Source organism: Polynucleobacter sp. JS-Safj-400b-B2, assembly GCF_018881975.1.
GTDB lineage: Bacteria > Pseudomonadota > Gammaproteobacteria > Burkholderiales > Burkholderiaceae > Polynucleobacter.
In genome coordinates this window covers 20,178-39,497 of the sequence record NZ_JACVPJ010000002.1, presented here as the reverse complement: position 1 = coordinate 39,497, position 19,320 = coordinate 20,178, and the positions used below count along the sequence as shown (strand labels likewise).

22 protein-coding genes are annotated in these 19,320 nt (G+C 44.1%); 14 read left to right on the top strand and 8 right to left on the bottom strand.

What is annotated here, in order from left to right:
- The first annotated feature begins 46 nt into the window (after positions 1-46).
- The 4 genes from ICN48_RS02125 to ICN48_RS02110 are packed head-to-tail and all read left to right on the top strand — an operon-like array spanning position 47 to position 3,469.
- A complete protein-coding gene (locus ICN48_RS02125; RefSeq protein ID WP_216152113.1) occupies positions 47-1,135 on the top strand; it encodes an N-acetylneuraminate synthase family protein in 1,089 nt (362 codons plus the stop codon).
- 29 nt (positions 1,136-1,164) lie between these two features.
- The gene (locus tag ICN48_RS02120; RefSeq protein WP_216152112.1) at positions 1,165-2,121 is read left to right on the top strand and encodes an NAD(P)-dependent oxidoreductase; all 957 of its coding nucleotides are present in this window, start codon (positions 1,165-1,167) and stop codon (positions 2,119-2,121) included.
- Positions 2,114-2,503, top strand: a complete 390-nt coding sequence (locus ICN48_RS02115; RefSeq protein ID WP_216152111.1) for a GtrA family protein — start codon at positions 2,114-2,116, stop codon at positions 2,501-2,503. Before ICN48_RS02120 ends, ICN48_RS02115 begins: the two co-directional genes overlap by 8 nt.
- A 27-nt stretch (positions 2,504-2,530) precedes the next feature.
- Positions 2,531-3,469 (top strand): glycosyltransferase family 2 protein, encoded by a 939-nt coding sequence (locus ICN48_RS02110; protein ID WP_216152110.1) that lies wholly within the window; start codon positions 2,531-2,533, stop codon positions 3,467-3,469.
- 40 nt (positions 3,470-3,509) lie between these two features.
- Here the strand turns inward: ICN48_RS02110 and ICN48_RS02105 are convergent, their stop codons facing one another.
- Positions 3,510-4,529 carry a calcium:proton antiporter gene (locus ICN48_RS02105; RefSeq protein ID WP_216152109.1) on the bottom strand — a complete coding sequence of 340 codons (1,020 nt, stop codon included), beginning with the start codon at positions 4,527-4,529 and terminating at the stop codon, positions 3,510-3,512.
- Positions 4,530-4,636: 107 nt separating this feature from the next.
- On the opposite strand from ICN48_RS02105, the gene ICN48_RS02100 reads away from it, so the two are divergent.
- Complete coding sequence (locus ICN48_RS02100; protein WP_216152108.1) at positions 4,637-4,999, top strand: sirohydrochlorin chelatase; 363 nt, start codon at positions 4,637-4,639, stop codon at positions 4,997-4,999.
- Here the strand turns inward: ICN48_RS02100 and cobA are convergent.
- The 3 genes from cobA to ICN48_RS02085 are packed head-to-tail and all read right to left on the bottom strand — an operon-like array spanning position 4,922 to position 8,107.
- Positions 4,922-5,806, bottom strand: a complete 885-nt coding sequence (cobA, locus tag ICN48_RS02095) for a uroporphyrinogen-III C-methyltransferase (protein ID WP_216152107.1) — start codon at positions 5,804-5,806, stop codon at positions 4,922-4,924. The genes ICN48_RS02100 and cobA overlap by 78 nt on opposite strands.
- A gap of 13 nt (positions 5,807-5,819) precedes the next feature.
- The gene (locus tag ICN48_RS02090) at positions 5,820-6,401 is read right to left on the bottom strand and encodes a DUF934 domain-containing protein (RefSeq protein WP_216152106.1); all 582 of its coding nucleotides are present in this window, start codon (positions 6,399-6,401) and stop codon (positions 5,820-5,822) included.
- Positions 6,398-8,107, bottom strand: a complete 1,710-nt coding sequence (locus tag ICN48_RS02085; RefSeq protein WP_216152105.1) for a nitrite/sulfite reductase — start codon at positions 8,105-8,107, stop codon at positions 6,398-6,400. The genes ICN48_RS02090 and ICN48_RS02085 overlap by 4 nt, the downstream gene beginning before the upstream one ends.
- A gap of 183 nt (positions 8,108-8,290) precedes the next feature.
- On the opposite strand from ICN48_RS02085, the gene ICN48_RS02080 reads away from it, so the two are divergent.
- The 4 genes from ICN48_RS02080 to ICN48_RS02065 all read left to right on the top strand — a co-directional run bounded on the left by ICN48_RS02080 (position 8,291) and on the right by ICN48_RS02065 (position 11,339).
- On the top strand, positions 8,291-9,574 hold the full coding sequence (locus ICN48_RS02080; RefSeq protein ID WP_216152104.1) for a serine hydrolase: 1,284 nt from the start codon (positions 8,291-8,293) through the stop codon (positions 9,572-9,574).
- Between the two features lie 111 nt (positions 9,575-9,685).
- A complete protein-coding gene (locus ICN48_RS02075; RefSeq protein WP_216152103.1) occupies positions 9,686-9,880 on the top strand; it encodes a hypothetical protein in 195 nt (64 codons plus the stop codon).
- Positions 9,881-10,129: 249 nt separating this feature from the next.
- Complete coding sequence (locus tag ICN48_RS02070; RefSeq protein WP_216152102.1) at positions 10,130-10,621, top strand: helix-turn-helix domain-containing protein; 492 nt, start codon at positions 10,130-10,132, stop codon at positions 10,619-10,621.
- Positions 10,614-11,339: a nucleotidyl transferase AbiEii/AbiGii toxin family protein gene (locus ICN48_RS02065; RefSeq protein WP_216152101.1), complete on the top strand. Its 726-nt coding sequence runs from the start codon at positions 10,614-10,616 to the stop codon at positions 11,337-11,339. The genes ICN48_RS02070 and ICN48_RS02065 overlap by 8 nt, the downstream gene beginning before the upstream one ends.
- A 4-nt stretch (positions 11,340-11,343) precedes the next feature.
- Here the strand turns inward: ICN48_RS02065 and ICN48_RS02060 are convergent, their stop codons facing one another.
- The 4 genes from ICN48_RS02060 to ICN48_RS02045 form a co-directional block, all read right to left on the bottom strand.
- A complete protein-coding gene (locus tag ICN48_RS02060; RefSeq protein ID WP_216152100.1) occupies positions 11,344-11,715 on the bottom strand; it encodes a hypothetical protein in 372 nt (123 codons plus the stop codon).
- A gap of 15 nt (positions 11,716-11,730) precedes the next feature.
- Positions 11,731-11,955: a hypothetical protein gene (locus ICN48_RS02055; RefSeq protein ID WP_216152099.1), complete on the bottom strand. Its 225-nt coding sequence runs from the start codon at positions 11,953-11,955 to the stop codon at positions 11,731-11,733.
- Between the two features lie 72 nt (positions 11,956-12,027).
- Entirely contained in the window at positions 12,028-12,939 is a 912-nt protein-coding gene (locus tag ICN48_RS02050) for an amidohydrolase (protein WP_216152098.1), read from the bottom strand.
- Positions 12,926-13,921 (bottom strand): tripartite tricarboxylate transporter substrate binding protein, encoded by a 996-nt coding sequence (locus tag ICN48_RS02045; RefSeq protein WP_216152097.1) that lies wholly within the window; start codon positions 13,919-13,921, stop codon positions 12,926-12,928. The genes ICN48_RS02050 and ICN48_RS02045 overlap by 14 nt, the downstream gene beginning before the upstream one ends.
- A 134-nt stretch (positions 13,922-14,055) precedes the next feature.
- On the opposite strand from ICN48_RS02045, the gene pcaD reads away from it, so the two are divergent.
- The 5 genes from pcaD (at position 14,056) to ICN48_RS02020 (ending at position 19,302) form a co-directional block, all read left to right on the top strand.
- On the top strand, positions 14,056-14,871 hold the full coding sequence (pcaD, locus tag ICN48_RS02040) for a 3-oxoadipate enol-lactonase (protein WP_216152096.1): 816 nt from the start codon (positions 14,056-14,058) through the stop codon (positions 14,869-14,871).
- Positions 14,872-14,927: 56 nt separating this feature from the next.
- A complete protein-coding gene (locus tag ICN48_RS02035; protein WP_216152095.1) occupies positions 14,928-15,506 on the top strand; it encodes an HdeD family acid-resistance protein in 579 nt (192 codons plus the stop codon).
- Between the two features lie 91 nt (positions 15,507-15,597).
- The gene (locus ICN48_RS02030) at positions 15,598-15,774 is read left to right on the top strand and encodes a hypothetical protein (RefSeq protein ID WP_215359267.1); all 177 of its coding nucleotides are present in this window, start codon (positions 15,598-15,600) and stop codon (positions 15,772-15,774) included.
- Between the two features lie 21 nt (positions 15,775-15,795).
- Positions 15,796-17,955, top strand: coding sequence for a TonB-dependent receptor (locus ICN48_RS02025; RefSeq protein ID WP_216152094.1), 2,160 nt, complete (start codon positions 15,796-15,798; stop codon positions 17,953-17,955).
- Positions 17,956-18,063: 108 nt separating this feature from the next.
- Complete coding sequence (locus tag ICN48_RS02020; RefSeq protein ID WP_255539423.1) at positions 18,064-19,302, top strand: sorbosone dehydrogenase family protein; 1,239 nt, start codon at positions 18,064-18,066, stop codon at positions 19,300-19,302.
- Positions 19,303-19,320 lie beyond the last annotated feature (18 nt).

The following is a 19,320-nucleotide window of genomic DNA, read 5'->3' as shown; positions in this document are numbered from 1 at the left end:
TTTTAATGCGCTTAGAAAGTGCATGAATCTGATATAAGGTATAGCGATGGGTAATCAAATATTCGAAGATTTATTTGTACTAGAGATGGCAAGTAATCACCAAGGCAGTCTTGAGAGAGGTTTGGCCATTATCGACCGCTTTTCTAAAGTGGTTCGATTCAATAATGTGCGTGCTGCCATTAAGTTGCAATTCAGAGATATCGATAACTTTATCCACAAGGACTTTTTGGATCGTCAAGACATTCGCTATGTAAAACGCCTGTCTGATACAAAGATGTCTAAAGAAGATTTTGCAAAATTGGTGAACGCAATCCGTCAGAGTGGCTGTATTCCGATGTCTACTCCATTTGATGAAAAATCAGTTGATTGGTGTGTTGAGTTTGATATGCCAATTATTAAGGTGGCTAGTGCCGACAACAACGACTGGACACTGCTTGAGAAAATTGCAAAAACTCGCCGTCCAGTAATTATTTCTACTGGCGGAATGTCGCAAAAAGACATGGATGACGTAGTGACATTCTTTGCGCATCGTTCAATTCCTTTATCTCTCAATCACTGTATTGCTGCTTATCCGCATGAGGATAAAGAATGCGAATTGAATCAAATTGATTACCTCAAGAAGCGCTATCCTGATACTGTCATTGGTTATTCATGTCATGAGTACCACGACTGGTCGGCCTCAATGTATATTGCCTATGGAAAGGGTGCTCGAACTTTTGAGCGCCATGTCGATATAGATGATGACGGCTTTCAGGTTGCTACCTACTCTTCTTTGCCTGGCCAAATTGATACTTGGTTTAAGGCTTGGCATAAGGCGGTTGAGATGTGTGGAACGTCCTCCACTCAGAGACGTAATTTCTTAGATAGAGAAATTACTTATCTTGATTCTTACGTCCGTGGTGTTTACGCAAAACGTGATTTAGAGGCTGGTCAAACACTCACCGAAGATGACTGCTACTTGGCGATCCCTTTGCAAAAAGGGCAAGTGTCTAGTCGCGAATTGATGCTTGGCAAGTTCGGGCATAAGCTATTAAATTCCTGCAAGAAGGATGAGCCAATTACTGTTGATATTTTGGATACCCCTTACTCTGAAGATCCGAAAATGCTCAAGAGCTTTAAGGAGCGCGGTTTATAAAGTCGGATTTAAGTAAAGGTAAATAGTTAGTGGCTAAGCTCTTAGTGATTGGCGGATCTGGATTTTTTGGAAAGTCGATTTTAAGTGCTTTTAAAAGGGGGTTACTACACCCCTGGGGTGTTGATAGAGTCGCTGTAGTAGCTAGACGGGCCTCACAGCTAGCAATTGATCACCCTGAGCTTGTTGGCGCAGTTATTGAACTATTGGATGTGGATATTGGCAGTACAAAAATCATTCCAGATGCTGACTACATCATTCACGCGGCAGCATCTACCAATGCTGCCAACTACCTGTCTCAACCTCAGGTGGAGCGAGATAATATCCAGGCAGCTACTTATAATTTCTGTCGTTTAATTCAAAATAAACAAAACAACCCCAGGATTGTGTATACCAGTTCAGGCGCTGTCTATGGGCAACAGGACGCTAAACGTGAGTTTCTTAGTGAGTCTGCCCCACTTAAGCCTGTTGAGTCCTTGGCAATTAATAAACGCGACTATGCATTGGCTAAGCGCGATGCTGAAGCGGCAATCGAGAAGCTTGGACAGCAGGGGTTTTCTGTCAGTATTGCCCGCTGCTTTGCTTTTGTTGGCCAATATCTTCCAAGGGATCAGCATTTTGCGATTGGAAACTTCATTGGTGATGGATTGGCTGTAAAGCCAATCACGGTAAGTGCAACTAAGTCCGTTTATCGTAGCTATATGTATGCTGATGATTTGGTTAAGTGGCTGATGACTATTGCACATTCAAGTAGCCCTCAATGTCCAATCTATAACGTTGGCTCAGATGATGCGGTTGAGATTAGGGAATTGGCTAAGATGGTGGGCGATTATTTTGGTGTCAATATTGATGCAGCAGAAATCAATAGCCCCGACACAGATCGTTACGTACCCTCAGTTGAGAAAGCATTTGCCGAGCTTGGTCTGAAAGTCGAATACGATTTATCCTCCTCCATTTCTGAAACGGCAAAGCAAATTCAGGGTGCGTAAATATTTAGAGCATAAACCTCTGCGCTATTTGTTGGCGGGCGGCTGGAATACAGTTTTTGGGTACGGGATTAGTGTCGGCCTATATGCCTTGCTTGCAGATATGTTGCATATAACTGTAATTGCAGCGATTGCCAATATTTTTGCTATCACGATGTCCTTTTTGACTTATAAGTTATTCGTATTTAAAACCTCTGGAAATTGGCTACTTGAGTATGGCCGTAGCTATATTGTTTATGGAGGAATGGCTATATTCGGCATCATCCTGATATGGATATTCGTTGATATATTGGGGTGGCAGATTTGGTATGCGCAAGCGCTGGTAATATTGATTACTGTTGGGGCATCTTATCTAGGCCATAAATTCTTTACCTTTAAAAAATAATCGTTCCTTACCCTTTGCGATCTATATATGACTATTAAAAAAACAATCAGCTTCATATCACCCTGCTTTAATGAGGAAGATAACGTCGATGATCTATACCAAAGAGTCAGCGCAATATGGGATGCGAATCCACAATTTAATTATGAATATGTAATTATCGATAATGCATCGACAGATAGAACGGTTGAAAAGTTAAAAGCGATTGCTTCTAAAGATTCCAGATTAAAAGTAATTGTCAATACTCGTAATTTTGGCCACATTCGTTCTCCATACTGGGGCATCTTACAAACGAGTGGTGATGCTACTATTTATATGGCTTCAGACCTGCAGGATCCTCCTGAATTGGCCATGGAGTTTATTAGGGAGTGGGAGGCCGGTTATAAGATCGTGCTAGCTACTAAGCCAGTATCTGAGGGAAATCAATTCGTACATTTTTTGCGCAAAATGTATTACCGCATTTTAGATAAAATTTCGGATATTAAGTTAATTAGGGATGCAACTGGATTTGGTCTCTACGATAAAAAAGTACTTAATGAAATACGAAAAATTAATGACCCTTATCCTTATTTAAGAGGACTTATTTGTGAGTTGGGTTACCCGATTAAGACTATAGAATTTAAGCAGCCGCGTCGTGTGAGAGGAATCTCCAAAAATAACTTCTACACCTTATACGATATCGCAATGTTGGGTTTGGTTAGCCACTCTCTAGTGCCCATCAGAATTGCCTCATTCTTAGGTTTAGTGATTGGCCTCCTGAGTATCTTTATGGGCGGAGTATTTTTAATCGCTAAACTGATTTGGTGGGATTATTTCCCGGTAGGAGTGGCTCCAATTGCAATAGCTCTATTTGGGCTATTTGGACTTCTTTTCATCTTTATGGGCCTTCTTGGCGAATATATTGGAGTTATACAAACTCATGTAAGCAAGAGGCCAATTGTTGTAGAAGAAGAGCGAATTAACTTCTAATATATTAAGAAAAAGTTTTTGCTTCGGATTTCAGCTAGTACTAAGGAACCAGACTTAAGAACAAAAACTCCAAGAAAATAATGATATGGACTATCCCTTGCAGGAGGGTGGTTCTTCCGATTGCTAGTGTGAGTGCCCCAATAAAGAATGACAAATACATCAGCGTCATATTGAGGGTGCTAATACCTAAGCTGAGATTTAAGTCAAAGAAGATGGCAATGGCAGCCACCGTTGGAATCGTTAAGCCAATACTGGCTAAGGCCGAGCCTAGCGCTAAGTTCAAACTACTTTGCAATCGATTGGCCCTTGCGGCTCTAACGGCCGCAAAGCCCTCCGGCATCAATACCAATAGTGCAATCGCAATACCCACAATCGTTTTTGGGGCGCCGGCAGCGGCGACCCCTTTTTCAATTGCTGGACTCAGTAACTCCGCCAGGCCAACCACTGTGATGAGTGAGAGGATGAGTAAAACGCTACTGACTGTAGTCTTGAGATTGCTAGGCTTGATTGCATGAATACTGTTATCAGTCTTTTTATCTTTCGTTTTAGGTAGGTAATAGTCGCGATGACTTACTGTTTGGAAGAATAAAAAAGCGATGTACAGCGCAAACGAAGCAATACCTGCAAATGCCAGCTGACTCTTCGTGAAATCTGGTCCAGGTGTGCTCACAGTGACGATTGGCATGACCAAAATAAATGTGGCTAGGGCAGTAAGTACTGCTAGCGCTGAATTTGTACCCTCATTACGAAAGCTCATTTCATGATGGGTTAGTCCGCCCATAAAAATACAAAGACCAATCACACCATTAATCACAATCATGACGGTGGCAAATACTGCATCTCTTGCTATGAATTCAGAGCCTTCGTGACCTGTGAGCATCATCGAAATGATGAGAGAGACCTCAATGATGGTGACGCTAATCGACAGTATCAAGGTGCCAAATGGCTCGCCGGTTTTATGGGCAATCACTTCTGCATGGTGAACTGCTGAGAGAACTGCTCCAATGAGCGTGACGCTCATCAGGGCGATAAACCAAGTTTGACTGAGTAAGCTAGACATAGAGTGGCAATGGGATCTTTAAAAGAAGGTTAAGCTATTGGTTTATATCGTAAAGAAGTTCAATCTTATAGTACCAAAACACTTTTACTGAAAGTTTATAAGCATCCATGAAAGCCATTATCTTGTTTGGGCATGGTGCCCGCGATAGCCGCTGGCGTGAGCCTTTTGATCGCCTAGCTACCCTATGGCAAGAGCAGCATCCTGCCACTCCTGTTGCACTCGCTTTCTTGGAAATGATGCAACCTTCACTGGAGGAGGCTGTGGCTAGCCTCAGCGCTCAGGGTGCTACTGAATTAACGGTGGTGCCTGTTTTCTTTGGGCAGGGCGGACACCTGCGAAATGACTTCCCAGTACTGCTTGAAGAATGTCGGGGTAAATTCCCCGGCGTGACATTAAGCGCTACGCCGGCCGTTGGTGAGGATTTGGCGGTCTTGCAAGCCATTGTCGATTTCGGAGCCAGGGCTCTCTAGATTCTGGATACTTTGAGCTTTATCTCTTAGCGCTTCACCAATCATGATGAGGGCGGGTGATCTGCTATCAAACCATTGATCCGCTTTACCAAAAGCCAATTCTTGTAGAGTGCTAGTCCATAAGCGCTCACGTGGAGTGCTTACAGCCTCTAAGATCTGTACTGGCGTATTACTGCTTTGATTAGGGCTTTGCTCAATCAGTTGCTGTGCAATACGCGCGGCATCTTTGCGGCCCATGTAATACACCAGGGTATCAGCGCTAGGGTTAGAGATCGGCTGTCCGGGAGCAAGATTTTCAGCACCTTGGGCTAAGGTAATAAATGCCACACTACGGGATACTCCACGCAATGTCAGTGATTGCTGAATGCTTGCCGCTCCCGCCAAGGCTGCGGTAATACCGGGGACTACTGCAACTTCAATCCCAGCGGCTTTCAGAGTCTGGATTTCTTCATCGGCACGCCCAAATAACATGGGATCACCACCTTTGAGACGCACAATCACTTGATGTTTCTGCGCAGCATCTACTAAGCGCTTATTAATAAATTGCTGTGCTGAAGATAGCTTGCCACAACGCTTACCAACCTCGATCTTCTCGGCTTGTGGGCAGAGCGTCAGCATTTCTGGATCTACTAAAGCATCATAAAAAACAATATTTGCTTGGGCTAGCAGCTTGGCACCACGAACGGTAATGAGATCAACCGCGCCTGGACCAGCTCCAACTAAATACACTTTACCCCGTGGGGTAGCGGATGTATTAGTTGAGTTAGTCCTATTAGCTAAGTGAGCTATATTAGAAAATTGCGTCATGACGGTCATTTGCTTAAACAGTTTCTGCAATGAAAGTTCTTTTGTCGCGCCAGCTGTTCTGAGTTGTTACTGAATACAAGTCAAACTGCTTTAAGGCAACATCCAAATTCTGATCAGGGCGCAAAGCAAAGCTATCAAAGCCAACACGAGCACCCTGAAGGAGCTGGTCAATCAACACATCACCAATAGCACGGATCTCACCTTGCCAAGCAAAACGATCACGCAATAAAGCTGCAGTACTAAAGCTGCGACCATCTCTAAAAATGGGGAAGTGCGCTGCCACTAAAGGCCAAGCCTGTTTACCTACTTCAATCACATCGGCATGTTTCAGAATGTCATCATCGGCGGCAAACCATACACCAATCTGACCATTCTTGGCGAGCGCTTGAATGTCGACTTCATGATGATGCTCAAGCCACCAAGTAAACGGCACCAATGCTTTGTGGGCACCATGCTCCAAGTCAGGTAAACCACCCTCATCTTGGCTGCCGCTCCATACTTGCCAATCATTTGGAGCTAGGGAAGGTTTGCCACCTTTAGGGAAATGCAAAATCTCCTGATGGGAGGCGATAGCATTCAATCGATCTTGACTCATGCATCCACCCCCGCTTTATCTTTTTTCTTTGCGTTTTCGCTTTTATCTTTATAAGCCGCCTCTTTGAACAACGTAACCCCTAGGCGTTTGTAGGTTTGGATAAAGGACTCATCATCAGTACGCTGCTTTACATACGTATTGATCACATTAGTAATGACATCCGGGATTTCATCGGCGTAGAAGGAGGGACCAATTACTTTGCCGATAGAGGCGTCATTGCCTTGCTCGCCACCTAATGTGATTTGATACCACTCTTCTCCATCTTTATCGACACCAAGTACGCCAATATTGCCAACGTGGTGGTGGCCGCAAGAATTAATGCAGCCAGAGATATTAAGACTAATGTCACCTAAATCAAATAAATAATCTAAATCATCAAAACGCTCTTGAATGGCCTTAGCAATCGGAAGGGATTTAGCATTAGCGAGCGAACAGAAGTCTCCGCCAGGGCAAGCGATGATGTCAGTGAGCAAGCCAATGTTTGGTAAGGCTACTTTTTGCTTCTTCGCTTCTTGCCACAGTTCATATAACTTGGACTGCTCAACATCTGCAAGCACTAAGTTTTGTTCATGGGTGGCACGTAGTTCGCCAAAACTATATTGATCAGCTAAATCTGCAATGGCCAACATTTGTGCTGTAGTGGCATCACCAGGTGCAACTGTTCCATGGGGTTTGAGTGACAGAATCACGCTGGCATAACCAGGAATTTGATGTGGTTTTACATTGCGCTCAATCCAACGAGCAAATGCAGCTCGTTCTGCTTCTGGTGCGCTATTTAATACTTGCTCAGCGCTGAGAGCCGGCAAGGACTTATATGCCGGTTTAGTAAAATGCTGAGCAACGCGATCCCACTCTGCTTGCGTGAAATTATCATCACTGTTTTTAATATGAGCCCATTCACCTTCAACTTGACGAGCAAACTCTTCTGGTCCTAAGGCTTTGACCAAAATCTTAATACGCGCCTTATAGAGGTTATCTCTTCTACCAAAGCGGTTGTATACGCGCAGTAAGGCAGTGAGATAACTCGGTAGTACATTCCAAGGCAGTCCTTGTTTAATCAGGGATCCAAGGATTGGAGTGCGACCCATGCCACCGCCAGCATAGATATCTGCCGTTAATAGACCGGCGGCATTCTTTCGAAGTTCAATGCCCACATCATGACAAAGGAGTACTGTACGATCTTCTTTTGCACCATTGACTGCAAACTTAAATTTACGCGGTAGATGGGCAAATTCAGGATGCAGCGTTGACCATTGACGTAAGAGTTCACAAACCGGACGGGTGTCTACATATTCATCGGCGGCTACACCAGCAAAGGCGTCGCTCGTAATATTGCGAATACAGTTACCCGAAGTTTGGATGGCATGCATTTCTACTTTAGCCAGCTCAGCCAAAATATCGGGAGTATCTTCTAGTGTGACCCAGTTGTATTGAATGTTCTGACGTGTTGTGAAGTGGCCATAACCGCGGTCATACTTTTCGGAGATGAGCGCCAAGGTGCGCAATTGTTTTGCACTAAATAAACCATAGGGAATGGCAACGCGCAACATATAAGCATGGCGTTGATGGTACAGACCATTTTGCAAACGCAGGGGGCGAAATTCTTCTTCTGCAAGAGTGCCGTCTAGGCGCCTCGCAACCTGGTCGCGAAATTGGGCAACTCGTTGATCTACCAGGGTTTGGTCAATGGCGTCATATTTATACATAAGACCGCTATTGTCATATTTGATAGATATTTCTACAAATAATTAAAAGTTGATTCTATATACGAAAAAAAGTATATAAAACAGGTGAATACCACTATCTCCTAAAAAGTCTGCTTCAATAGCTCAAGAGGGGGATAAATTCCCCCCGAAATGCCATATAAAACAATAAAAAGTGGAGATAGTATGAGAAAAATGCAGGCAACTAGCCTAATCGCTGGTTTATTAGTTAGTGCAAGTTTATTTGCAGCCGATACATCAAAAGCGCCCTTCCCGCTCCCCCTTAGTGCTACCCCGGGGCAAGGATTTAGCCAAGAAGGTCTCAAAAGAATCGATGCCTTCTTTGCCGATCAGATTGCTGCCAACAATATGGCTGGTGCCGTTCTGGCAGTTTCTAAAAATGGCAAGCTAACTATTTTTAAACCTTATGGCTATTTGGATAAAGCAAATAACAAGCCGATGACTACGGATGCCGTTTTTAATTTGGCATCGATGACTAAGGTAATGGCTTCAGTGAGTGCCCTCACTTTTTATGAAGAAGGCAAACTTCCATTAAATGCACCGATCTCCAATTGGTTGCCGCAATTTAAGGATATGAAAGTTGGCCAAGTGGATGCCGATGGAAAGCTCAATCTAGTTCCTGCAAAAAATCCGATCACTGTGCAAGACTTGATGCGCCATACCAATGGCCTTACCTATGGCGGCCGTGGCGCCACTCCAGTACATAAGACATATCCGGCAGGTTCTGCACCAGCAGCAGTGCAATACACCGCACAAGAATTTATTGACAAGTTAGCAAGTAATCCCTTGCTGTATGAGCCAGGCACTGCTTGGGACTATGGATTTGGCCTCGATGTGCTCGGCATTATTGAAGAGAAGATTGCCGGCAAACCTTTGGGTGCAGTAATGCAAGAGCGCATCTGGAATAAAGTTGGAATGCCGAACACCACTTTTGATCTTGCTGAAAAAGATCGTCCACGTTTAGCGCAACCATTACCAACAGATCCATTGACAGGTAAGGCACAGAAGGTCGATATCCATACGCAGAAAGTAAAGTTTGATTGCGGCGGATCATGTGCGTACTCAACAGCTGGCGATTACATTCGCTTTGGTCAAATGTTGCTCAATGGTGGAAGTCTCGATGGCAAGAAGGTGTTAGGCCCTCAAACAGTTGCCTTTATGACATCAAACCATCTCAACAAAGACATTAAAAATAATGTGAGCGGTACTGAGCCAGGCCGTATGGGTTATGGATTTGGTTTGGGTGTAGCGGTACGCACTGATAGGGGTCTTTCAGCTATCAACGGTAACGTCGGCGATTTCACATGGAATGGCGCTTACGGAACGATCTTCTGGGCTGATCCAAAAGAACAGATGGTGGTTGTCATGATGGGTGTTGCACCGGGAGAAATTCGCAAGGTGCATCGTGAGCAACTCAATGCAGTGATTTATGGAGCGCTAGAAAAATAATCTATCTAAGCGCCATTATTTGAGTATGGTTTTTCTGCTCTTTAAAATAAACGCAGTCACTAAATATGACTGCGTTTTTTTATTGTTTCAATTTTTCCTAAGGAGCTCAATATGATGCCAATTACTCGTGTGGGTAATCAAACTGTTGCCATTCTGAGTCGGAATAAAGTTGCTGGCTATTTTGTGCCTAAAAGTGCTCTGGATATTATTGAATTAGAGCTTGCCTCAACAGTTCAAGTGACTGCATTTATTGAGTTTAAGCTGGCCAAGATAGGTCATGTTATTGACTATCTTGACGATAAATAACAAGAACCTGGTGTGACTTTCGGCGCTTGGGGGATTGATATCACCCCCGATAAAAGGCTGAAATTGTGTTGGTGTAGAGGTTAGGAAGTTAGTTGCCTCAATTCTTTGGCGTGAAAGCCCATATTTCAGAAAGCGCTATAAAAGATTTCTGACATGGGCAACTCAGTATATGACTAATATGTCGATTATTTCAAAATATTGTTTCTTATAATTTACAAATATATATAAATGTATATAATAAGAAACATCATGACTATACCTCCCAATAATCAAACCATACAGAATCTACCTGTCCTTGTGCGCTTGGGAGGGCAGATTACCGCTAGAAGAAAGGCCTTGAAAATTCGCGCTCAATCATGTGCTGGAGCGGCTGGTATTTCAAGGGTCACATTGCACCGTATTGAGAAGGGTGAGTCAGGTGTCAATATGGGTGCCTATCTGCAGGTATGCGAGGTACTGGATTTGCATTTGGGTTTAGTTCCCCTGGGTAATCAAGCGATTGAGGGGGGCACAAAACAAATTGCAGGCCCTGATACTCCGCACCTTCGAATTAAAGACTATCCGCAATTAAAGACATTAGCTTGGCAGTTAGATGAGGAGGAGTATTTAACGGATGCTGAGGCAATGTCAATTTATGAGCGGAATAAACGTTTTTTGGATTTGGAGCACCTCGAAAATCATGAGAGAGAGTTAATGCAAAGACTGACTATCAATAGAGGTATGGAGCAGTTGTTTGTTTAAGCGTAAACACCATCAAAATATTGAACATGTTTTGGGTCAGTTAAATCATCATTTATTAAAAGAGCATTGCTGTTACTTTGGTGGCGGCACTGCGATTGCGCTATTACAAGATGAGTATCGTGAGTCCGTAGATATTGATTTTTTAGTTTCTGATGTGGAGGGCTATCGAAATCTACGCCAACTTTTGACTGGACCTGATGGTATCCATGCAATTAGCAGCGGAGGTAGGGGTCTGATGCTGGCCCGCGAGCTTAGGGCTGACCAATATGGAATCCGCACAATCATTCAGTCGGGCGAAAGTAAAATTAAATTTGAGATTGTTTTGGAGGGACGTATTTTATTTGACGACCCCGGCCCCAAAGATCGAATTGGTAATATTTTTACATTAACGAGAGTTGATCTATTGGCAAGTAAGTTGCTAGCTAACTCTGATCGCTGGAATGATGATGCGGTGTTCAGTAGAGACGTCATTGATCTTGTCATGCTTAACCCAAGTAAGTCAGAGTTAAATGATGCACTTGAAAAATCTTATATTGCTTATGGAGATAGCATTCATAGGGATCTCCAAAGGGCTATAGATGCTTTGTTATCTCGTGAGGGTAAGCTGGAGAATTCAATGAAAAAACTACAAATGAATTTACCAAGAGCATCGCTATGGCAAAAACTTACCGACTTAAAAACAAATCACAATCAATACTTGAATGATCGGCAAAGCTAGTTTGTTAAAATTTAAACTCTCGATAGTGTCTGTAGAGATTGGCGATAGAGGCAAATCCAAGAACCACAATCAGTACTGAAAATAAGTACTCAGTAGTGAGGTAAGTAAAGATACCCATCTGAATCAATACAGCCGCACCAATAAAGGCTGCGATCGCACCAAATACAACGAGTTTGAAATTAGGGATAAAAGCACCCAAAGTAATTGCAACAAAGATGAGATACAACTCCGACAGCAATTGATCGGCAGTGATAAAGATGCTATTGGTCAGTTCTGGGTTGGTAAATTTCCCCAATACGGCAATCACCAAGATGGCAGCTAAGATCGCAAAGTTTAGCTTTGCTTTAAGGAGAATAGTTTTAAATTGATCACTCATGCTGATATTTTTCTTCTATGAAGCGCTACCGTTAAATACCAGGCTCATACCAATCCACAAAATAACAAATGCAACTAAAACAGTGGAACCAATCTTTTTGAGAAAATATTCAAGAGTATCCATATAGACCTCATCACCTCTACCAAAGTAATGATCGAAACGTTTCCAGAAAAGGCGCCCTACAACTAGGGGCAGGAGTATTGCAACGATTCCTAAAATAACGGTGAGCGTGTTATCCATAATGATTTTTAATCTCTCTTACTAAATTCATAAATGTAGACCTACCTCTTATTTCGTAGGGATTTAGGTCCTCTAGCTTTTGGGGGCCGGAAAGTCATACAGGATACAGGGGTTGCTGACCAGTATGGAATTTCTGAGGGTGTCGTCCTGTACCCATGTCCCTAGAAGGTCACATAGGTCGGCATCGTGCGGCATTTGCTTCTTTACCATGACGTGCGGCCAGTCACTTCCCCAGATCAAGCGATGGGAATTTGCCTCAACGACAGCATCGTTAAATGGACGCATATCAACATAAGGAAGATCACCATCGCAGATACGATAAGGTCCTGTCATTTTGACCCAGGCACGCTGATGTTTCATTAAATCTAGAAGACCCTGAAATCCCTTATCGGCAACGCCATACTTTGCATGGGTATAACCAAAGTGACCGAATACTAAATCCACCGGAAAATCTTCAAAGGTCTTAGCAAGATCGGGGTATTCATTCACATGCATCAATAGTTCTAGATGCCAGCCAAATCCTTGAATCCGTTTTGCTAAGTTTTTTAGTTGCTCAATTGGGAGTCCGGCAGATTTATCAGCGATGTCGACAATATTGCAACGCAGTCCTCTTACTCCCGCCGCATGCAAGTCAGCAAAATCTTGATCCTTTACTTTATGGGGATCGTTAGAGATAACTGCAACACCTCTAAATTGCTGGGGGTTGGATTTCAGCGCAGCCAGCATCGCCCGGTTGTCAGTGCCATACACGCTGGGTTGCACTAAAACCGAACGATCTACCCCTAACATCTTTAAGAGTGCTTGATAGTTTTCAAGGGTGGCATCAGGCGGTGTATATATGCGTTCCTGAGCATACGGAAATTGCGTAGCAGGACCGCATACATGAGCATGACAGTCCACAGCCCCTGCCGGGAACTGGATCAGGGGTGAGCGGACCTCACTACTCGGAGCTTGGCAAAGAGGCGCCAAATTACTGGGGTTCAATGGCTGCTTCTTTAGCGATCTTTTGATATTTACCCATTTCTTCGCGAACAAACTTTGTAAACTCCGCAGGACTCATTGGTGTTGCCTTGATGCCTTTGCTTTCATAAGCAGTTTTGACTTCAGGGTCTAGCATTGCTTGATTAATATCTTGATTAATCTTTTTCACGATTGCAGGGGGCGTGGCTGCTGGTGCCCACACACCAAACCATAGGCCAATTTCAAAATTGGCATAGCCCTGTTCAGCAACACTGGGAATCTCGGGAACTGCAGCATTGCGAGTTTTGCTGGTGACTCCTAAGGCGCGCAGTTTTCCGCCTTTAAGTTGACTAATAGCGGTATCTAGAGGGGCCATGTAAAAAGCGGTGCGCCCAGACATCGTATCCTGAATGGCTTCAGGCGATCCCTTGTAAGGAACGTGAATGAGTTTGATTCCCATGACTTGATTGAAATATTCAGCAGCTAGGTGGGTTGAACTGCCAACACCGGCAGAAGCAAAAGTAATTTCATTGGGTTTGGATTTGGCTGCAATGACAAGTTCGCGAATAGATTGATAGGGACCATCTGCGGCAGTAATCATCACATAAGGTGTCTGTCCCAAAATAGCGACATCAACCAAACTCTTGAGAGGGTCATATGGCAACTTCTTGTAGATTGCGGGATTGGCTGCATACGAGGCTGATTGAACTAATAAGGTGTATCCATCGGGTTCAGAGTTCACAACCACTCCAGTGCCAATGAGTCCCCCAGCACCAGGCCGGTTTTCAACAATGACGGGTTGTTTCCAGGTCTCAGTGAGGCTTTTGGCTACAACCCGACCTGCAATATCGGCACCTGAGCCTGTAGTTAGGGGTACGATCATTTTTACGGTGCGGTTAGGATAGCTTTGCGCGTTGGCAAGGCTCACCCCAAAAGCAAGGCAAAACGCCAGGATAAGACTATTGCGCTTATGGGTGTCTCTCCCCCACTTAGGTGTTGTAAACATCTTGTCTCCTTAGTATTTTTATAGTTTCGTTGGATAATCTAACATGCTCTGACAAATAGATAAATAGAAGTTGAATAGAGGTTAAATAGAAGTTAAAGAGAAGATGAGCAGAACTTGAGAGAGGGTGGAGATAAATGACTCAAATGCAGGATCAGAAAATCATTAAGGTAAATGGCGTCGATGTTGCCTATCGCTTTGATGGCCCCAAAGACGGCCCCGTTTTATTAGTCGCCAATAGTTTGATGGCTAATGGCAGCATGTGGGATGGCAATGTTCCTGCATTAGAAGACCGCTATCGCGTATTACGCTATGACAAAAGAGGGCATGGCGGCTCTGGTCTTAGCGCTGGTCCTTACACCATTGCTCAATTGGCGGATGATGCTATCGGATTACTAGATGCTCTTGGCATTCAGAAAGCGCACTTCATGGGTTTATCTATTGGCGGCATGATCGGTCAGCAACTAGGAGCTCGCTTTCCTGACCGCATCCTCTCGTTGTCACTTTGTAATACCGCCTCAGAAATGCCGCCACGCAGTTTGTGGGAGGAGCGTTTTGAAATTGCGCGCTCACAAGGCATTGCTGGATTGGTGGAAGGCACGATTAAGCGCTGGTTTACCGCTCCATTTATTGAGCGTGCTCCCCAAGAAATTGAGAAAGTGCGCCAAATGATTTTGGGTACTAGTGTTGAGGGCTACATGGCGTGCGGTAGCGCGGTACGCGATATGGCGCAAAGTACAATGTTGCTAAAGATTAAGACGCCCACCCTAGTGCTGTCAGGGCGCGATGATCCAGCATGTACCGTTGATCAAGGTATTGTTTTACATCGCTTAATAGATCACTCCAAAATGGTGATACTGGAGGAGGCGGCACATTTATCGAATATTGAGCAGCCAGAAGCCTTTAATAAGACAGTGCGTCGATTTATAGATTCCGTTCAAGACACTTTGTAGTGCTTAGCAATATTTAGATTTTATTAATAACATTCATTTAGAAAAAAGGTACCTTTATGGCCGAACTATCAAATGCTCAGATTCAAGAGCTCCGTACAAAAGTATTGGGTGCAGCAGCAAAAATCCCCGGCGCATTAATTGGCCTTGGAATTTTATTCATCGTATTAGGCATGATTGGCATTGCGGGCCAAACTTTGTTCTCTTTTATCTCAGTCAATGTCTTGGGAATTTTCTTGTTCGCGGGCGGCATTCTCCAAGGTGCGCATGCTCTTAAATCACAGGGTTGGAAAAGCGTAGGCATTCAACTGATCTTGGCAGCGCTTTATATTGCTGCAGCGATCTTTACCTGGGCGTTTCCAATTCCAGCGCTTGAGGCAATTACTTTATGGCTAGCTGCAATCTTTTTTGTGACTGGTGTACTGCGCTTGATCTCAGCATTTCAGCATCGTCATTTTCGCGAATGGTTCTGGTTGGTTTTGTCATCAGCAATTTCCATCTTGATGGGCGTTCTCATCATAAACGGCTACCCAGACTCTAGCCTTTGGCTTCCAGGCATGTTGATTGCGATCGAGTTGCTGTTACAAGGTTGGTCATTGTTATTTATGGGTTTGGCAGCACGCTCACTCACGAAATAACTAACTAAGTAACTAACTAACTAAGTAATTAACTAAGTAACTTAGTAACCAAATAAGAGAGTAATTTGATCAAGAACAGGAGACCTTCATCATGACAATGAAAAAAACAGATCTCTATAAAAACTTGGCTTTGAAAACTGCGCAGGGAATGAAAAATGCTGCTAAGAATCCTAAGTTGGGTGCAGATGAGAAGGCAAAATCCAAAAAAGAACTAGCAAGCGCCAATCCCTTGCTAGCTTCTCTGATGGGCAAGACCAAGTCTAAGTAGTTGCCTGCTTAGTTATCTGAAATGCGTCAAGGGACACTCTCCAGTTTTTGTCTTTTGACGCTTATTTTGCTCGTTCCGCAGTATGGGGCGATTGCACAAGTTGCGCCACCTCCGGATTACGATCAAAAGCTCAGCGATGTTGTTGTCAATGCAACGCGTTCAGGTACTCCGCTTGATCAGATGTCCTTAAATACCACCATCCTGACTAAGGAGGTTTTAGAGGCCTCTCCTGATCAAACAATTGACCAAGTGCTTAAGAATGTCCCTGGGGTTTTTCTAAATGATGTGCCCTACTATCAAAAAGATCCAACAGGGCAGAGTATTAATGTGCGCGGCTTGGGTTACGGTCGTACCCTTGTCTTAATAGATGGCTTACCGGCGAATGATGCCTTCTATGGAACGGTGCAATGGAATTTAGTTCCCATGTCCTCAATTGAATCTGTGGAATTTGTGCGTGGCGGCGTTTCTAGTTTGTGGGGTAACTATGGCATGGGCGGTGTCATTAATATCAACACTAAGACACCCAAAAATAGCTCCCAAGATATATCTGCCAGCTATGGATCATTTGCCACGGGCAATGTTGCAGCATCAAAAGATTTAATTGTTTCAGATGCCGTGCAGATGCGTTTCTCGGCAGACTATTTCTCGAGCGAAGGTTTTCAGAATTACGCTACGATTTCACCGGGATCGCCAGGTAATATTAAAAATGGCATGGGGACAGATGCCGTCAAGAATTCGAATATCCGGTTACAAAATTACTTTAAACCCACTCAAGATACGAATGCCTTTCTAAGATTGGGCTATAGCACTATGGCCGATTTAAGCAATAACTATGCGATTGCCCCAAATTTGATTCAGATGGCAGATGTAGCGGGAGGTTCCACTACTAATCTGGATGTCAATAAAAAAGTGCAGGTTAATGTTTACTATCAAGCAACCAATTTCTATAAGCAAACTGCCAACAATTTAGCGGCACCATCATATAAACCATACATCAATGCCAATTACACGGATCCTTATTCTACGGTAGGTGCATCAGCGCAATATACGCACGACCTAAATTTTGCTGGAATCGACCAATACATCGTTGGGCTTGATGCCAGAAATATTTCTGCATCCAATCAGACGAATAATCTTGCTTCATCGGGTGCTGTGAACTCTGTAAGCTATGCCCAGGGTCAGCAAAACTTTTATGGATTATTGGGTCAGATTAAATCCAGTGCAAATGCAATTCCTCTTGAGGCAACTCTGGGTGCACGCGTGGATGCTTGGAACAGCCAAACTCCAACTTCATACAACGCTGGCGCCAATGGTGTAAACCCTTTGTACCAAGCTATACCCAATCAGAGTAAAACGCAATTGAGCCCATCCTTGGGATTGCTCTATAAGGCGACATCAAATTGGGATTTGCGCGGTGCTGCTTATCAAGCCTTCCATGCGCCCAGTATGAATAACACTCTTCGCAGCTATGGCAACTCAGTGAGCGGCTATTCGTTAGCAAATCCGAATTTAACGCCTGAAACAATGACTGGCTATGAAATTGGTACGGACTATCGATGGAAGAGTGGCTTTGCGCAATTAACTGCTTTTAACAATTACATTCAGAATGCAATTGCCAGTTATAAGATCACCAATGCAAATGTAGCTTTTGCAACTAGCCTATGTGCTGGGGTAGGTATTTCGGGTTGTGGTGCGAGTACGGGCGGCTTCACAAACGTCAGCTACTACACAAACCAGCAAAATTTATTAAGTCGCGGTATTGAGCTGCAGTATCACCACGATGTGAATGCGCAGTGGGCTTTAGATGGCGGTTACAGCTATACCAACACGATCCTGACTTGGAGTGCTACAACAGATCCCACTAATACCCAGGTTGGTGGCGTCCCAAGAAATATGGCTAATGCGGGCATTACTTATTACCCAGTTCCACAAGCGAGCCTCACCACAACAGTTCGGTATGTTGGTAATTCGTGGATGTCTACGGGCTCATTGCCGGTGCCAGCTTATGCGATTGTAGGCCTCAGAGCCAATTATCAAGTAACACAGCAGGCCTCTGTTTTTGCCTCGGTAGTTAACTTATTTAACCGGCAGTACGTGACATTTAATATTGCCTCTCAAGCATCAGCCTATCAAGCTGGCATGCCTCAGGCGATTTCAGTGGGCGCGCGCTTTCAGTTTTAAGCAATGGATTTGTTGCGGTGCAGTAGATTGAATCGGTTAAATTAGACACACAAAATGCTATAGCATTGCTTTATCCATAAAAACAAACAAAATCATGGGAGATTCAGAATGAAGCACAATATGAAGAACAGCGCTCTTCACGCATTAATGTTTGCTGCCGGTATGGCAGTTGTTAGCATTGCAGGCGCGCAGGCTCCGGCCGCTCCACCAGCAAGCGGTATTCCGCCAACCTGGGCCCAAGGCAGAACGCCAGATGGTATGAATCCTTCATTGGCGCCTAATCCTCCTGGTATCTCTGCGATGCCTGCGGATGAAATTCCAGTTAGCAAGCTGAAAGTTCCTGCGGGCTTTAAGGTGGAGCTGTGGGCATCGGGCATGCCTAATGGTCGTTCCATGACTGAGTCTCCAAGTGGCACTGTTTATGTGGGCACTCGCTTTACTGGAAATGTCTATGCGGTAGTGACAAAAGATGGCAAGCGCGAAGTGAAGACAATTGCCAAAGGCTTACATCGTCCTAATGGCGTTGCATTTGTAAACGGCTCACTTTATGTTGCTGAACTCTCGCGCATTATTCGCTATGACAATATTGAGCAGAATTTAGATAATCCGCCAGCTCCGGTGGTAGTGTTCGATGCGCTTCCTAAGGATGAGCCGCATGGCTGGAAGTTTATGAAGCTCAGCCCTGACGGTCAATATCTGTATTTCCAAATTGGTACTCCTGCGAATATTGTTGTGCAACCAGTTACACATGCCACGATCGTAAGGCTGAATCTCAAAACCAATATTTTGGAAACAGTGGCATCTGGCGTGCGTAATAGTGTTGGCATGGATTTCCAGCCGGGTAGCAAAGAGCTTTGGTTTACGAACAATGGACGTGACTGGGCTGCTGAAGATAAGCCAGGTGACACTTTGAATCGTTTGGTGCGTCCTAAAGGGATGAACTTCGGCTATCCGTTCTGTCATCAAGGAGACTTCTTGGATCCTGAGTTCGGCAAAGGTCGTTCATGTGAGGAGTTTGATAAGCCTGTATATAACTTAGGCGCTCACGTAGCAGCACTGGGTATGCGTTTTTACAACGGTAAACAATTTCCGGCGGATTACAAAGGCAATATTTTTATTGCTGAACATGGATCTTGGAATAAAACACAGCGCGTAGGCTACCAAGTTGTTCGTGTGGTATTGGATTCTAATAATAAGGTTGTTAAATCTGAACCATTTGTTACAGGCTGGCTGGAGGGCGATAAGTTCTGGGGCCGTCCAGTAGATGTACAAATGCTCAAAGACGGTTCTATGTTGGTATCCGATGATGAGACTGGTGCAATCTTCCGCGTGTCTTACGGTAAATGAGGTTTGTAATTAACACTA

Coding starts and splice junctions, on each gene's coding strand:
- ICN48_RS02125 (WP_216152113.1), top strand. CDS start 47: ATGGGTAATCAAATATTCGAAGATTTATTTGTACTAGAGATGGCAAGT.
- ICN48_RS02110 (WP_216152110.1), top strand. CDS start 2,531: ATGACTATTAAAAAAACAATCAGCTTCATATCACCCTGCTTTAATGAG.
- ICN48_RS02105 (WP_216152109.1), bottom strand. CDS start 4,529: ATGTCTAGCTTACTCAGTCAAACTTGGTTTATCGCCCTGATGAGCGTC.
- ICN48_RS02100 (WP_216152108.1), top strand. CDS start 4,637: ATGAAAGCCATTATCTTGTTTGGGCATGGTGCCCGCGATAGCCGCTGG.
- cobA (WP_216152107.1), bottom strand. CDS start 5,806: ATGACGCAATTTTCTAATATAGCTCACTTAGCTAATAGGACTAACTCA.
- ICN48_RS02090 (WP_216152106.1), bottom strand. CDS start 6,401: ATGAGTCAAGATCGATTGAATGCTATCGCCTCCCATCAGGAGATTTTG.
- ICN48_RS02085 (WP_216152105.1), bottom strand. CDS start 8,107: ATGTATAAATATGACGCCATTGACCAAACCCTGGTAGATCAACGAGTT.
- ICN48_RS02080 (WP_216152104.1), top strand. CDS start 8,291: ATGAGAAAAATGCAGGCAACTAGCCTAATCGCTGGTTTATTAGTTAGT.
- ICN48_RS02075 (WP_216152103.1), top strand. CDS start 9,686: ATGATGCCAATTACTCGTGTGGGTAATCAAACTGTTGCCATTCTGAGT.
- ICN48_RS02070 (WP_216152102.1), top strand. CDS start 10,130: ATGACTATACCTCCCAATAATCAAACCATACAGAATCTACCTGTCCTT.
- ICN48_RS02060 (WP_216152100.1), bottom strand. CDS start 11,715: ATGAGTGATCAATTTAAAACTATTCTCCTTAAAGCAAAGCTAAACTTT.
- ICN48_RS02055 (WP_216152099.1), bottom strand. CDS start 11,955: ATGGATAACACGCTCACCGTTATTTTAGGAATCGTTGCAATACTCCTG.
- ICN48_RS02045 (WP_216152097.1), bottom strand. CDS start 13,921: ATGTTTACAACACCTAAGTGGGGGAGAGACACCCATAAGCGCAATAGT.
- pcaD (WP_216152096.1), top strand. CDS start 14,056: ATGACTCAAATGCAGGATCAGAAAATCATTAAGGTAAATGGCGTCGAT.
- ICN48_RS02035 (WP_216152095.1), top strand. CDS start 14,928: ATGGCCGAACTATCAAATGCTCAGATTCAAGAGCTCCGTACAAAAGTA.
- ICN48_RS02030 (WP_215359267.1), top strand. CDS start 15,598: ATGACAATGAAAAAAACAGATCTCTATAAAAACTTGGCTTTGAAAACT.
- ICN48_RS02025 (WP_216152094.1), top strand. CDS start 15,796: ATGCGTCAAGGGACACTCTCCAGTTTTTGTCTTTTGACGCTTATTTTG.
- ICN48_RS02020 (WP_255539423.1), top strand. CDS start 18,064: ATGAAGCACAATATGAAGAACAGCGCTCTTCACGCATTAATGTTTGCT.